This window comes from Sphingopyxis sp. H073 (assembly GCF_001468395.1).
Lineage (GTDB): Bacteria > Pseudomonadota > Alphaproteobacteria > Sphingomonadales > Sphingomonadaceae > Sphingopyxis.
In genome coordinates, this window is sequence record NZ_LNSG01000009.1 from 148,509 (window position 1) to 163,452 (window position 14,944).

Consider the following 14,944-nt stretch of genomic DNA (forward strand, 5'->3'; position numbering starts at 1 on the left):
GCCGTCTGCATCCGCAATAAATCAGGGTCTTTCGGCCTCCCACCAATAGGGCTGGCGCTTGCGCGTCCCCGTGCCAACCTCGTCCATCGTGAGCGGATCGTAGAGGCGCCCGCCGAGCATGACGCGATGGATCTTCTCGGTATTGCGAATGTCCTGCGTCGGATCGGCGTCGAGAATCAGCAAATCGGCGAGCTTGCCCACCTCGAGAGAACCGACATCCTTTGCATAGCCCAGCGACGTCGCCGGCATGATCGTCGCGGCCCGCAACGCATCGATATTGCTCCAGCCTCCGCGCACGAAGGACCAGATCTCCCAATGCGCGCCGAGCCCCGCCTGCTGCCCATGCGCGCCGATCGAGACCATGCGGCCGGTATCGGCGATCTTCTTCGCCTCGCGCGCGCTATCGTCGTCGACATAGTCGCCCTCGGGCGCGATGACGCGGCGCTTGTTGTTTGCCGCCAGCTCTGCGGGCGGCGCATGGCGCGACAGGATCGGCTGCTCCCAGACATTGGTGTGGGCGCGCCAATAGGGATCGCCCGCGGGACCGCCATAGGTCACGACAAGCGTCGGCGTGTAGTCGGTCCTGGTCTGACCCCAGAGCTGCACCAGATCCTTGTAGAAGGTGTGGAGCGGGATGTTGTGCTCGACGGTCGAATTGCCGTCCTGGATCAGCGTGACGTCCATCGTATAGAGCGAGCCGCCCTCGGGCACGACCTCCATGCCTTCGGCTTGCGCAGCCTTCACAACCATCTGGCGCTGTTCGCGGCGCGGCTGGTTGTAATTCTTGACGCTATGCGCACCCTGCGCCTTCAGGCGGCGGACATGCGCGAGGGCATCCTCATAGCCATTGATTTCGGCGTAGATACCAGCCGCCTTCGCGCCGTAGATGATCTCACCGGTCGAGAAGATGCGCGGCGCGAGGATCAGTCCCGCGCGCTGCATCTCGGACGACACAAATATTTCGGATGCGCGCGACGAAGGGTTGTGGCTCGTCGTCGTACCCATCGCGAGGTTGACGATTTCCGACCAGTTCTGCTGCGGCACAAGCTCGTCGTCGCCATGCGGGCCATGCGCGTGTGCGTCGACGAAGCCGGGGACGATCGTCTTGCCGGAGGCATCGACCGTCACTGCGCCGGCGGGAACGGCGATCGCGCCTGCCGCGCCGACAGCGGCGATGCGATCGCCCTCGATCACGATCGCGCCGTTGTCGATGATGCCGCCATCGGCGCCCGCCATGGTGAGGATCTTTGCGCCGGTGATGACGACGGTGCCTTTATGCTTCGCGACAGGCGCGGTCATCGCGAGCGACACGCCGCTGGTCGGCGGCACGAATTTGGCCGGCTTGTCTTCACCCGCCGCCGGAGCACTCGCGAAGAAGCTGCCGAGGTCGGCGCTGAACAGCGTCGGCCCGCGCGTCCAGTGCAGGCGCTTGCCGCCGTCGGACCAATGCACATAATCGGCGCCGCTACCGCTCACGCGCGTCACCGGCATCGCGCCGCCCGAGGTCGAGAGCGAAACATCCTGCCCGCCGGGCATCAGCGGTGTGACATAGGCATCGTAATTTTGCCGGAAGGCTAACGTGCGGCCATCGGGCGACACCTCATAATCGCTGACGAGTTCGCCGCTGGCGTGGACGCGCCTGTCCTGCCCGTGCAGATCGGTCGAGATCAGCTGATTCTTGCCGTCGGCCGACGCGATCATGAAGATGCGGTCGCTGGCGGCGCCGAACTGCGGCTTGGCGCCATTGTCGCTGACCCGTTCGGCAGCGCCGCCGCTCACCGCGATCCGGTAGATGCCGGGATTATCGCCCCAGCGTTCCGACCGGAGGCCACCGCCCGAGCGCTTTTCAAACGCGATCAGCTTGCCATCGGGCGAGAAGCGCGGCTCGGCATAGTGACCGGGGCTGGCCGTGATCTTGCGCGACGATCCGCCGCCCCTTCCGGCTATGTGGATTTCGCCAAGCCCGGCGTCGGTCCAGCGCACGAACACAACAGATTTGCCGTCGCGCGACCAGCTGGGCCACAGTTCGAACGCATTGTCCTTGGCCGCGGTCAGGCGCCGCGCGGTGCCGCCGGCTGCGGGCTTGAGCCACAGTTTGCCGAGCGTTTCGAATACGACGGTGCTCCCGTCGGGCGACACTTCGGCCCAGCGCGGCATTTTCGTCTCGAAGCTGTCGGGCGCGACCTCGACCGCCGGATGGGTCGCGTCGATGATGACGCGATCGTCGTCGATAGTGAACGGAATGATCCGCGCGTCGCCGCCGGTGCTGTTTACGCGGCGGAGCTTGCCCCCCGCCCAGAAGACGATGTCCCGGCTGTCGGGTGTCCAGCTCATATTGGGATAGACGCCGGTCACCGCCCAGGTTTCCTGCACATCCTGGTCGAGCGCGTCATAGAGCTTCTTCTCGGCGCCCGAGGCGAGGTCTTTCACATAGAGCTTCGACTGCGTTCCCTCGCGGCGAACATAGGCGAGCTTCTTGCCATCGGGCGACGGGGAGGGCCGCACCGCGCCGCCGGGGCCAGCGGCCACCGTCGTGACCTCGCCATCGTTCAGATCGTAGCGTTCGATGTGGAACAGGTCGCCGTTGCTGTCCTGTGCATATTCGAAAATCGGCCCGGGCGTGACGTTGCGCGTGTAATAGACCCCCTTGCCGTCGGGCGCGAAGATCGGCTCGCCGAGTTCCTTCTGGTGGCGCTCGTTCGGCTTCTTGACCAGCGGCACGCCCGCGCCGCCCGAGACATGATACATCCAGACCTCGCCGGTGCCGAGCGAGCGGCCGGTCGTGAAATGCTTCTTCGCGACGATGAACTGCCCGTCGGGGCTCCAGCTCGGCTGGTTGAGCAGGCGGAATTCCTCCTTGCTGAGCTGCCGCTTGTCGCTACCGTCGCGGTTCATCAGCCAGATATTGTCGCCGCCGCCGCGGTCCGAGACGAAGGCGATACGATTGCCATCGGGCGAGAAACGCGGCTGATGCTCATAGGCAAGCCCTTCGGCGATCCGCGTGGGCGTGCCGCCCTCGATCGACATGGTATAGATGTCGCCGAGCAGGTCGAACGCGATGGTGCGGCCGTCGGGCGCAACGTCGACGTTCATCCAGCTACCCTCGTCGACCGCGATCGGCACCTTGTGCGTCGTCATGCCGGGAGGGGCGTTGACGTCCCACTTTTCGGGCTTGGCATCGGCCGGCGCGGACTGCGCCCAAGCCGAAGTCGAACAGGCCAAAGCCGCCGTGAAGGCGAGTGCGAAGCGCGCCATTATATTATCCCCTGTTGAAATTTGCAGCGACCATATGATTTGCCGCGCCACATGCAAGGGACTGGTTTCGACGAAGAACTGGCACGGTCGACGGGCGACTGCTAGCGCGGTTGCAAGACGGAAAAGATGGGGAGGGCCGACGTGCCGCTGACGGGAATGAGGGTACTCGATTTCGGCCGTTACATCGCGGGCCCTTACTGCGCGGCATTGCTCGGCGATTATGGTGCCGACGTCATTCGTATCGAGGCGCCGGGCGGCAACGACGATCGCTATACCGTTCCGGTCGCGGAGGACGGCTCTGGCGCGATGTTCATGCAGATGAACCGCGGCAAGCGCTGTCTGACCCTGAAGCCCGGAAGCCCCGAAGGCCGCGAGATCGTCCGGCGGCTCGTCGAGACCGCCGATGTCGTCGTCGCCAACCTGCCGCACGATGCGCTCGTCAAGCTCGGCCTCGACTATGACAGCCTGTCGGCGATCAATCCGCGCATCATCCTCGCCACCGCATCGGCTTTCGGTAGCGAGGGGCCGCTTGCGAAAAACGTCGGTTTCGATGCGGTTGGACAGGCGATGTCGGGGTCCGTGCATCTGACCGGCACGCCCGATCAGCCCTATCGCGCCCAGGTCAATTTCGTCGATTTCGGCACCGCGCTCCACACCGCGTTCGGCGTTATGGTCGCGCTGCGCGAACGCGAGACGACGGGAGTGGGGCAGTGCGTGTCTGGGTCGCTGCTCGGCACCGCGCTTGCGATGACCAATTCGCTGACGATCGACCATGCGCTGAACGGCATAGAACGGCAGCCCATCGGCAATCGCAGCTTCAGTTCGGGGCCGACCGACATATTCCGCACCCGCGATGGCTGGATCGTCACCCAGATTGTCGGCGGTAGCATCTTCGCGCGATGGGCCGGGCTGATGGGTCGCCCCGAACTGGTCGATGACCCGCGCTACGCCAGCGATATCCTGCGCGGCGACAATGGCGAGGAGCTTAGCGTCATCATGCAGCAATGGTGCATCGACCGCACCAGCAGCGACGCAATCGCGGAACTTGGCGCCGCGCGCGTGCCCGCAGCACCCGTGTTGCGGTCCAGCGAGGTGCTGGCGCAGCCGCAGGTTGTGGCGATGGCGCTCGTCGAGCCGGTTGCCTATCCCGGCGCAGCCCAGGATATTCCGATAATCCGGGCGCCGATAGATCTGTCGGGAAGCGCCAAGGCCGATCCCGCACGCGCTCCGCGCGTCGGCGAGCATAGCGATATGATACTCGCCGAGATCGGTTACAGCCCCGACGCGATTTCCGCTTTGCGGGCGCAAAGCATTATTTGAGCGGCCGACGCTGGACGACCGCGCCCGGGACGATTAAGTACCGATCAGTACAAAATCATGAGCAGGAGCCTCCCGATGACCGACCAGAGTGAATATGTGCCGCCGAAAATCTGGACCTGGGACAAGGACAGCGGCGGGCGGTTTGCGAACATCAACCGCCCGATCGCCGGCCCGACGCACGACAAGGATCTGCCGATCGGCAAACATCCGCTCCAGCTCTATTCGCTCGGCACGCCCAACGGCGTGAAGGTCACGGTGCTGCTTGAGGAATTGCTGGCAGCCGGCCATAGCGGCGCCGAATATGATGCCTGGCTGATCAACATCGGCGAAGGCGACCAGTTTTCGAGCGGCTTCGTCGACGCCAATCCGAACAGCAAGATCCCTGCGCTCGTCGATCGCAGTGGCGCCGATCCGATCCGCGTGTTCGAATCGGGGGCGATCCTGATCTATCTCGCCGAAAAATTCGGCGAGTTCCTGCCGACCGAGCCTGCGAAGCGCGCCGAGACTCTGTCGTGGCTGATGTGGCAGATGGGCAGCGCGCCGTTCCTCGGCGGCGGTTTCGGTCATTTCTATGCCTATGCCCCGACGAAGCAGGAATATCCGATCAACCGCTATGCGATGGAGGTGAAGCGCCAGCTCGACGTGCTCGACCGGCGCCTGGCCGAGAACGAATATATCGCGGGCGCCGACTATACGATCGCCGACATGGCAATCTGGCCCTGGTACGGCGCGCTCGCGAAGGGGTTGGTTTACGATGCTGGGGAATTCCTGCAGGTGCAGGAGTATAAGAATGTCCAGCGCTGGACCGACCAGATTGCGGCGCGCCCGGCGGTGAAGCGTGGACGCATGGTCAACCGCGTGATGGGCGAACCGTCGAGCCAGCTTCGCGAACGCCATGACGCGTCCGACTTTGACCTGCGTACACAGGACAAGCTGGAAGCCGAAGCCGCCGAATAATCGGGTTTTTCGTTTGGCGCCGTCGCCGTGCCGTTAACGGTTCGGCGACGGCCGCAGAATTGCGGGCGATTGGGCCGCTCGAAAATACATAAAGTACGGAAAATTGCGGCGCACGCGCCGAGACCCGGGATTCATCGGGCGACGCCATGCTGTGCCGCATGACCCGACCGACCTTACCCCTGCGGTTTGCCCGCTCGCTGCCCGCCCGACTGGTCCGCAGCGAGCGGGCGGCCGCGATCGTCGAGATGGCGCTCGTGCTGCCGCTCTTTCTTGCGCTGATGATGGGCATATTGGTCTATGGCCAATATTTCATGCTCGCGCACAGCGTGCAGCAGGCCGCCAATGACGGAGCCCGAGCGGCGATCGTCGGGCTCGACGCCGCCGACCGGCGCGCCATCGCCACGCACGCCGTCGACCGCAGTATGCAGGGCGTTCGCGGTTATGCGGTCGCCCGCCGCAGCGTATCTGTCGCCGAAACGACCGACGCCGTGACCGTCGCCGTTACTTATACCGCGCCGCAGACCAGCTTTCTCCGCTCTTCCTTCGTCCCGTCGCCAGGCCATGTGATCCGCGCCCGCGCGACCTTCGAACTGCCGGTGGATTGACCATGCACCTGTTCACAAATCTTGTCGCCGACCGCCGCGGCGGTATCGGCGTGACATCGGCCGCCGCGCTGACGATGCTGATCGGCGCGGCGGCGCTGGCGGTCGACATCGGCTCCTTCCAGCTCGATCGCCGCAAGCTGCAGGGCATCGCCGATGCGGCTGCGCTCGCCGCCGCGGGCAAGCCCGGCGAGGAGCGCGCGGCGGCGGAGCGCGTCATCGCCGCCAACTGCAATTGCAACATCGTCATCGCCTCGCTCGAGGCCGGCACCTATCGGCCCGACGCCGCGATTCCCGCCGAGCAGCGTTTCAACGCGGGCGGGGCGACGCCGAACGCCGTGCGTATCGTCCTAACGCGCGACCGCCCGATGTTTTTCGGCAGCTTCCTGACCGGGCGGCAGAGTACGGTCATCGGCGCCTCGGCAACCGGTGCGCGACGGGGATATGCGGCTTTCTCGCTGGGATCGCGCGTCGCCGCGGTCCACGGCGGCATCCCGAACGCACTGCTGTCGGCGCTGACCGGCAGCCAGGTCAATCTCTCGGTCATGGACTATAACGCGCTCGCGAGCGCCGATATCGACCTGCTTGCTTTTTCCGACGCCCTCAGGACCGAACTCGATGCCGATGTCCTGACCTTCGGCCAGACGCTGAACACGCAAGCAACATTGCCGCAGGTGCTGTCGGCGCTGTCGAAATCGAGCACGGATGCAAAGGTTGCGTCGGCGCTCGGCACGATCGCCGACAGCGCGCTCCCGCGCAGCCTGCTCCCGTCGCGCGCGATCGACCTTGGGCCGCGCTCGTCGAGCATCCGCGTCGATCCGGCCAATCCGGTAAAAGTCAACGCGCTCGGTCTGCTCCGCTCGATGCTGCTGCTTGCCAACGCCAACCGCCAGGTCGACCTGTCGCTCGCCACCGGCTTGCCGGGTGGGTCGGGAGTCGATGTCGCGCTTCTGATCGGCGAGCCTCCGGCGCAGTCGCCGCTGATCGCAGTCACCGACAATCAACAGGTCATCGTTCGCACGGCGCAGGTGCGGCTCAAGATGGAGACGAAAGTCGCGACGCCGCTGGCCACGGTGGAAATCCCCGTGTTCGCCGAACTTGGGTCGGCTTCGGCGCGGATAACCGAGATCGACTGCAGGCGCGGAAGCAGCAACGCCGTGCGCCTTGGCGTCACGACATCACCCGCGACGCTGGCACTCGGAAAGGTCGGCGCCGCCGACTTCCAGAACATGCAGCGCCCGATCGATCCGGCCCCGGCAAAGCTGCTCAAGCTGCCGCTTGCCAGCGTCGAGGGTAAGGCCGAACTTGTCCTCTCCGATCTCAATCCCAAACCGGCTGGCTTTTCGCGCGACGACATCGATCGCGGGACAGTCAAGACGGTGGAAAGCACCGGCCTCGTCGCTGGCGCAGCCAAGTCGCTTGCCGACCGCACGGACCTTACCGTCAATATTCTCGGCCTCGGCCTGAATTCCAAGACTCTGGCCAAAGTGGTGGGCGATGCGGTCGGCCTTGCAGCCCCGGTGCTCGACGGGGTTCTGGAGAGCGTCACCGGGTTGCTCGGCGTCCATATCGGCGAAGCCGACGCCCGCGTGAACGCGCTTCGTTGCAGCAAGGCCAAGCTGGTCTGACGCGCGATCAGGATCGCTACCAAACCGGACATAACAGGGCGCGTTCCGCAGCTATCCGGACCGAAATTGGCGCCGCATCGCTGGATGGAGGGTTAGAATGGGTCCGGGAGGCGCGAATGGCAGCAACTCAGGAACCCCAGCGTGTTTCGGCGGCGGACTTTATCCGGGGCTTCGCGAACTGGCGATTGCAGGCGGCACGCAAGCCGGTGGTGGTGACGCACCACGGCAAGGACGCCCATGTGCTGATCTCGCTCGACGATTATCGCCGACTGGGCCACACCGGCCCGGCGGTCAGGGACTTGCGCGTATCGTTGGCCGATCTGGTCGAATCGATCCATGACGGGATCCTGGTCATCGATCGCGAAAGGCGGATCATCGCCGCCAACCCCGCCGCCTCGGACATGTTCGCCACCGCTGCGGCCGAAATGGTCGGCCGCAACCTCGTCGAGGCGCTGCCCCAATTCGGCCGCCACCTGCTGCTCGCGCATATCCACCGGCTGCTCGACCATCGCGAGCGTTTTTCAGGTGATGTGCCGGGGCTGCTCAGCCCGCGTCGATGGGTACATGCCGAATTGGTGCCGATCCCCGCCGGCGGGGCGCTGTTGCTGCGTGACGTCAGCGCAGCCATGGCCGAGCTGTCGGAGAATGATGCGCGGCGGGCGCTGGCCGACGCTATCGGGGCGCATGGCGATATCGGCTGTGCCGCGATTTCCGTGCGCGAGGCGGTCGAGGATGCGAATGACGCACTGACCGCATGGGTCGGGGTCGACCCGGCCGCGATCCGGCGCGTCCGCTTCTCCGCTCTCGTCGCGATGAAGGAGCGGACGAGCTTTGGTGAAGCGTTGGAGACAGTGTTCCGCACTGGCCTGCCAACACGGCTGGCCTCCGCGCTGATTACACGCGAGGGGGACGCGGTTCCGGTGATGCTGGCAATCGCCGAGCGTCGCAGCGCCTATGCCAGCGAAGGCGCGATGATCTCCGTGACCCGAGCCTAGAACCAGTTTCCGCGCCGGATATCCTTGGTGCCGACGGGCATGGAATAATAATCTCCATCCTCGCCGACGATGACCGGCCCATCGAACTTGTCTTTCGCATCGCCCAGAAATGCCGCGTCGAGATAGCGCAGAGGGTAGGGCGGCACGATATGGCTCAGCACCAGCATCTTCACCCCTGCAGTCTTCGCGCTGGCCGCCGCCTGTGCCGGGGTCGCGTGATAGTCGATGATATCATGCATGATCTGCGCGGTCTGCGGACGCCCTGCGGCCTTCAGCCTGGCGGCCAGCGCCTTGACCATTTCGGGTTGAAGCGCCTCGTGAACGAGCAGGTCGGCGCCCTTGGCCACGGTTTCGACCATCTTCGACGGACCGGTGTCGCCGCTGATCACGACGCTCCGTCCTTTGTAGTCGAAACGATATCCAACCGCGGGCTGGACCGGGCGATGATCGACCGGAAAGGCGGTCACCTTCAGTCCGTCGGCTTCATAAACCACCTCCGGGCCGACCGGGGCGGCAAAAGGCATCGCGATCGCCCCGGCGGCTGCCGGCGGTGCGATCGCGGCGCCGTGATGCGCCGTGCGATATCCATTGTCAGCGGCGTAGGCGGTACCAAAACCGGCGATCACCGCCTCGACTCCGTTCGGGCCATAGACGGGAAGTGGCGCCGTGTTGCCGCTCGCCGTCCAGCGGAGCAGCATCATCGGACCGAGCCCGTCGATATGGTCCGAATGAAAATGCGTCAGGAAAAGGACGCGAATTTTGGCGTTGGGAAGCCCCATCAGCGCGATGTTGCGCGCACCGCCTTCGCCCGCATCGACCACGAACATGGCCTTGCCGGCAATCACCACGGTGCAGGCGCCTGCACGGTCGCGATTAGGTAGCGGCGATCCGGTTCCGCAAAGACCGACGTGGAGCCCGTCGGGCAGGCTCGCCAGATTGTCACGGCCCGCACCGCGCTCGACCGCACGATCGAACATCCAGATCCCGATCTGGCGCTGGAATAGCAGGGCGGCCCCGCCCACCAGGGCAATCAACACAAGCAACGCCGTCAGCGCGCGCAATCCCCTCTTCATCGTCCCCTCCCGCTCATGATTTTCCTAAAGAGCGCCGCTGGACAAGCGGCGCCGCGCGGCGCAGTCTGCCCGAAAGGGTTGCGGCTCGCAACTTACCTTTACGTAAACGTGAGCGCCTTCTATAAGGGCGCCAGTGCCCTTGGGAGAATCATAATGGACATGGAATTCAGCCCGGAAGATCTCGCCTTCCAGAGGGAAGTGCGCGAGTTCATCGCCGAAAATTATCCCGCCGACCTGCGCGCAAAGCAGGATGAAGGCGAAGAGATGGCGAAGGAGGATTTCCTCGCCTGGCACAAGATCCTTTACAAGAAGGGCTGGGTCGCCCCGGCATGGCCGGTTGAATATGGCGGCACGGGCTGGACCCCGACGCAGCGTTTCATCTGGTCGGAGGAAACCGCGCGTGCCGATTGCATCCGTCTGCTGCCCTTCGGCCTCGCGATGGTCGGGCCGGTGATCTACACCTTCGGCACCCCCGAACAGAAAGCCTATTTCCTGCCGCGGATTCTGTCGGGCGAGGACTGGTGGTGTCAAGGCTATTCGGAACCTGGCTCGGGCTCCGACCTTGCCAGCCTTCGCACGACCGCTGTGCGCGACGGCGATCACTATATCGTCAACGGGCAAAAGACCTGGACGACGCTTGCGCAGCACGCCGACTGGGGCTTCTTCCTCGTCCGCACCGACAAGGATGCAAAGCAGCAGGAAGGCATCAGCTTCCTGCTGATCGACATGAAATCGCCTGGCATCACCGTGCGGCCGATCATCACGCTCGGCGGCGAGCATGAAGTGAACGAAGTCTGGCTCGAGGACGTCCGCGTCCCCGTCGAGCAGCGCGTCTATGAGGAAAACAAGGGCTGGACCTGCGCCAAGTTCCTGCTCGCGCACGAACGCACGGGCATCGCGGGCGTCGCGGCGTCGAAGCGCGGGGTCGAGAAGGTGAAGGCGATCGCGCGCACCGAACTCGACGGCGACAAGCCGTTGCTTGCCAACCCCTTCTTCAAACGCAAGATCGCGGAACTCGAGGTCGACCTGACCGCGCTCGAATTCACCGAGCTTCGCAGCCTCGCCGGTGCGAATGCGGGCAAGGGACCGGGGCCCGAATCGAGCCTGCTCAAGATCAAGGGATCGGAGATCCAGCAGCGTCTGACCGAGCTGACGCTGGAGGCAGTCGGCCATTATGGGGCGCCCTATTTCCGCGGTTTCGGCGAGGGCGACAACGAGCATCCGATCGGGCCCGATTATGCCCATCGCGCCGCCCCGACCTATTTCAACACGCGCAAGACGACGATCTATGGCGGGTCGAACGAGATTCAGCGCAACATCATCGCGAAGATGGTGCTCGGGCTCTAAACGCATAATTGACGTCATCCCGGCGAGGGCCGGGATCTCGACCTCTCTGCATAAAGCGACGGAGAGATCCCGGCTTTCGCCGGGATGACGATGAAATTGAGGACTGGGATAATGGATTTCACTTACACCGAGACGCAGGACATGATCCGTGACACGCTGTCGCGCTTTCTGGCCGACACCTATGATTTCGAAACGCGCCAGAAGTTCATCAACAGCGACGCGGGCCGCGACCCGGCGATCTGGACCGCGCTGGCGCAGGAACTTGGTATGCTGGGCGCTGCCTTTGCCGAAGAGCATGGCGGGCTTGGCGGCGGCGCGCTTGAAAATGCGATCGTCATGGAAGAGCTCGGCAAGGTGCTGGGCATCGAGCCCTATCTGCCCACCGTCGTTATCGCAGGTGGCGCGTTGAAGGCCGTCGGCGGAGCGCAGGCCGACAAGTTCATCCCCGAGATCATCGCCGGTAACGTCATCGTCGCCTTCGCCTATGCCGAGCCGCAAGGTCGCTACGACCTCGCCAACCTTCGCACGACCGCGAAGAAAGATGGCGCCGGATATGTATTGAGCGGGCACAAGAGCGTCGTCTATGCGGCGCCCTGGGCAACGCATCTGCTCGTCACCGCGCGCACGGGCGGCGGCCAGCGCGACCGCGACGGCGTGTCGCTGTTCCTGATCGACGCGAACCTGCCCGGCATCGTCCGCCGCGATTATCCGACCGTCGACGGCAGCCGCGCGTCGGAAATCTATTTCGAGAATGTCGCGATCCCCGCAGACGCGCTGCTCGGCGGCGAAGGTACGGCGCTGCCGCTGATCGAACAGATCGTCGACGAAGCGACGGTCGCGGTCTGCGCCGAAGCCACCGGGGTGATGCAGAAGCTGCACGAAGGTACGCTCGAATATACGCAGCAGCGCAAGCAATTCGGCGTGCCGATCGCGAAGTTCCAGGTACTCCAGCACCGCATGGTCGACATGTTCATGGAGGTCGAGCAGGCGCGCTCGATGACAATCATGGGCACGCTCAAGCTCGACCTGCCTGCGGCCGAACGCAAGGCCGCGGTATCGGCCGCCAAGTCGAAGGTCAGCCGCGGCGCGAAGTTCGTCGGCCAGAATGCGGTTCAGACGCATGGTGGCATCGGCATCACACAGGAACTCGCCATCGGCCATTATTTCAAGCGCGCGACGATGATCGAGGGGCAGTTCGGCAGCGCCGACTATCACCTCGATCGCTACGAACAGCTCACCTTGGCCGATTGACCGGATGTGCGGGCCGTCGGCGTCAGTAGCTGACGTCGACGGCGATCCGCAGCGTGCGGGGGCGTAGCGGGGTCAGGAACCCCTCATTGCCCTCGACGAAGGGCGTGCCGAGCGAAAAGCGGTTGCCGCGCGAATCGAACAGATTTGTGAGCGTCAGCGACAGGCCGCGGCGGTCGTTTCCTACGCGCATCGCAAGTCCCGTGTCGACATAGTCGCCCTGGCTCTCGCCAAGCACGGGACCGATACCCAGCCGCGACGGGCCGATGTAGCTCGCCCAGCCATTCACGCGGAAATCCTGATCGCCGAGCAGGGTGGCGTAGTTGACCGATCCGCGCACGGCGTGGCTCGCGACATTGGGGATGCGCCCAAGGCGGGCGGGGGTGGCAGCGAATACCGGCAGGATTTGCGGCGAGAGATCGTCGACCCGGCTGTGGTTATAGACGGCGCTGAGATCGAACGTCAGCGCCGCGCTCGGCCGGACCGCGACGGCGCCCGACACGCTGGTGATGCGCCCATCGCCGATATTGGCGGTCGTCGGGAAGCCGTTGCTGTCGATGAAATCGGCCTGGATATTTCTCCAGCGGCTATGCGAGACTGAAATGCTCGCGTCGAGGAGGCTCTTGCCCTTGTCGCCGAAGCGCATTCCGGCCTCCCAGGTGCGAACCTGGTCGTTGAGGAAGCGCCGAACGAAATTGCCGTCGACGGCAAGGCCGCCGGGACGGAAGCCTTCCTGATAGCGGGCATAGAGCCGCACATTGTCGAGCGGCGTCGCCAGGATCGAGAAGGAGGGCAGGAGGTCGGTCTCGGTCCGCGATGCGGTCGTCGCCCGTCCCGCCTGCGCCAGCGCGAAGGATACGCCCTCGGCCTCGCCGTCCAGCTTTGCGTGCGACAGACGAAGCCCGCCCGAGGCAATGAGGTCGGGCAAGACCTCGACGGTCGCTTCGGCATAGCCAGTGAATTCGGTGACGCGGTTGGTGACGCCGGGCAAGATGGCGATGAGCGATCCATAGGTGTAGTCGCGATTTTGCCGCGCGCGATTGTCGACGAAACTGGCGCCGATTACCCAGCCGAGCCCGTCATGATAGGGGCGCGACAGGCGGTTTTCGCTGGCAAACATGCGCGTGGCGTTATGCTGGTCGAGTACACGCGGAACGTCGCCCAGCGGCATGATCTGGATCGGCGCGAACAGCCGCACCACATCGACCGACCCGACAATGACACCCGAATCGTTGCCGCCGTCCTGTCGCGCTTCGGGCACGCTGGCATCGAAGCGCTCGAAGAGCCGGTGGTCGATATAGGCGTTGGACGACTGGAAATGCAGGCCGTCCCAATCCTTCATCACGACAATCGTGCCCAACCCGTAGCGCGCGGTCGCATTCTGCTCGACCATCGAACGGCGCGTGAGCGGAGGTCCATCCTTGTCGGCATATTGAGCGTCGTCGGAGGTGATCGCCTGATAGACACCGCCGATATCGATCGTCCAGTCGTCACCGGCATCAAGGCGAAAGGTGCCGCGCCCTCCGCGGACATGAACGCGGTTGACGTCATCCTGTCCGCGCAAGGGGTTGTCGATATAGCCGCCGTCGGAGATCATGTAGCCGACAAGGCGAAAGGCGTGTCCGTCACCGACCGGGACATTGGCGATCCCCGCAATGTCCCCGCCCGGTTCGCCGTGCTGGGTCACCGAGAAACCGGCAATCGCCTGCACCGAACTTTCGCGGGGATCGGGTGCCTTGGGAATGGTGCGGATGATGCCGCCGAGCGAGCCCGCGCCGTAAAGCGTTCCCTGTGGCCCCTCGAGCACCTCGACGCTGTCGATGTCGTAGAGGCGCAGATCCGGGTCGGGCGCATTGTAGCTGAGGCGGATATCGCCGAGATATTGCCCCACCGTCGCCTGCGTCGGCCCGGTAAAGCTCGAATCGGCGATACCGCGGATGAAAAGCTTGTTGCGGCCCGATCCGAGATGGGTCGAGGACACCGTCGCGATGCGCGACAGGATCGATTCGGTACCGCGCTCGCCGCCGAACGCCAAATCGTCGCCATCCAGCCGGGTGGCGACGCCTGCGAAGTGCGAATAGGGAAGGTCGGTCTTGGTTGCGGTGACGATGATCTGTTCATCGGCCGAAGCGACATAGTCGTGCGATGGCTCGCGCGCCCTGGGTTGCGGGGCAGCACGGACCGGCGGCGGGCTTTGCCGGACCAGCCTTTGCGGCTCGCGGCGCCGCTCGATCCGCCAGCTCGTCGCGCTGACCTTGACCGCGCGCGCGCCGGTGCCCGCCAGCATCCGCCGCAGCGCGTCGTCGATATCCATGCGGCCGCGAACGGGCTTGACCTCGACCTGCCACAGCCGTGCATCGGCGACGCTGATACTGACGCCGCCCTGCCGGCTGAGCATCGGCAGCGCTGTCGTCAGCGCGCCGCCCGACACGTTGAAGACGCGGTCCTCCGCTGCCATCGCCTGCGCGGGCAGGCTGCACAGCGCGAGCGCCAGCAGGCTGGAGGTCCCCCGCGTCATC

At 64.8% G+C, this 14,944-nt stretch carries 10 protein-coding genes; 7 read left to right on the forward strand and 3 right to left on the reverse strand.

Features of this window, described 5'->3' with window-relative positions; genetic code table 11:
- Positions 1-21 precede the first annotated feature (21 nt).
- On the reverse strand, positions 22-3,255 hold the full coding sequence (locus ATE64_RS16855) for an amidohydrolase family protein (RefSeq protein ID WP_058455864.1): 3,234 nt from the start codon (positions 3,253-3,255) through the stop codon (positions 22-24).
- Positions 3,256-3,381: 126 nt separating this feature from the next.
- On the opposite strand from ATE64_RS16855, the gene ATE64_RS16860 reads away from it, so the two are divergent.
- The 5 genes from ATE64_RS16860 to ATE64_RS16880 all read left to right on the forward strand — a co-directional run bounded on the left by ATE64_RS16860 (position 3,382) and on the right by ATE64_RS16880 (position 8,757).
- Positions 3,382-4,575, forward strand: a complete 1,194-nt coding sequence (locus ATE64_RS16860) for a CoA transferase (protein ID WP_058455865.1) — start codon at positions 3,382-3,384, stop codon at positions 4,573-4,575.
- A gap of 75 nt (positions 4,576-4,650) precedes the next feature.
- The gene (gene yghU, locus ATE64_RS16865; RefSeq protein WP_058455866.1) at positions 4,651-5,532 is read left to right on the forward strand and encodes a glutathione-dependent disulfide-bond oxidoreductase; all 882 of its coding nucleotides are present in this window, start codon (positions 4,651-4,653) and stop codon (positions 5,530-5,532) included.
- A gap of 158 nt (positions 5,533-5,690) precedes the next feature.
- Positions 5,691-6,137 carry a TadE/TadG family type IV pilus assembly protein gene (locus ATE64_RS16870; RefSeq protein ID WP_058455915.1) on the forward strand — a complete coding sequence of 149 codons (447 nt, stop codon included), beginning with the start codon at positions 5,691-5,693 and terminating at the stop codon, positions 6,135-6,137.
- A gap of 2 nt (positions 6,138-6,139) precedes the next feature.
- On the forward strand, positions 6,140-7,762 hold the full coding sequence (locus ATE64_RS16875) for a TadG family pilus assembly protein (protein WP_058455867.1): 1,623 nt from the start codon (positions 6,140-6,142) through the stop codon (positions 7,760-7,762).
- 116 nt (positions 7,763-7,878) lie between these two features.
- Positions 7,879-8,757 (forward strand): PAS domain-containing protein, encoded by an 879-nt coding sequence (locus ATE64_RS16880; protein WP_058455868.1) that lies wholly within the window; start codon positions 7,879-7,881, stop codon positions 8,755-8,757.
- Here the strand turns inward: ATE64_RS16880 and ATE64_RS16885 are convergent.
- Positions 8,754-9,830, reverse strand: a complete 1,077-nt coding sequence (locus ATE64_RS16885) for an MBL fold metallo-hydrolase (protein WP_058455869.1) — start codon at positions 9,828-9,830, stop codon at positions 8,754-8,756. The genes ATE64_RS16880 and ATE64_RS16885 overlap by 4 nt on opposite strands.
- A gap of 153 nt (positions 9,831-9,983) precedes the next feature.
- Between ATE64_RS16885 and ATE64_RS16890 the strand changes: the two genes are divergently transcribed.
- Positions 9,984-11,177, forward strand: a complete 1,194-nt coding sequence (locus ATE64_RS16890) for an acyl-CoA dehydrogenase family protein (protein ID WP_058455870.1) — start codon at positions 9,984-9,986, stop codon at positions 11,175-11,177.
- Positions 11,178-11,288: 111 nt separating this feature from the next.
- The gene (locus ATE64_RS16895) at positions 11,289-12,428 is read left to right on the forward strand and encodes an acyl-CoA dehydrogenase family protein (RefSeq protein ID WP_058455871.1); all 1,140 of its coding nucleotides are present in this window, start codon (positions 11,289-11,291) and stop codon (positions 12,426-12,428) included.
- 22 nt (positions 12,429-12,450) lie between these two features.
- Here ATE64_RS16895 and ATE64_RS16900 read toward each other — a convergent pair whose 3' ends face one another.
- Positions 12,451-14,943, reverse strand: coding sequence for a TonB-dependent receptor (locus ATE64_RS16900; RefSeq protein WP_058455872.1), 2,493 nt, complete (start codon positions 14,941-14,943; stop codon positions 12,451-12,453).
- Position 14,944 lies beyond the last annotated feature (1 nt).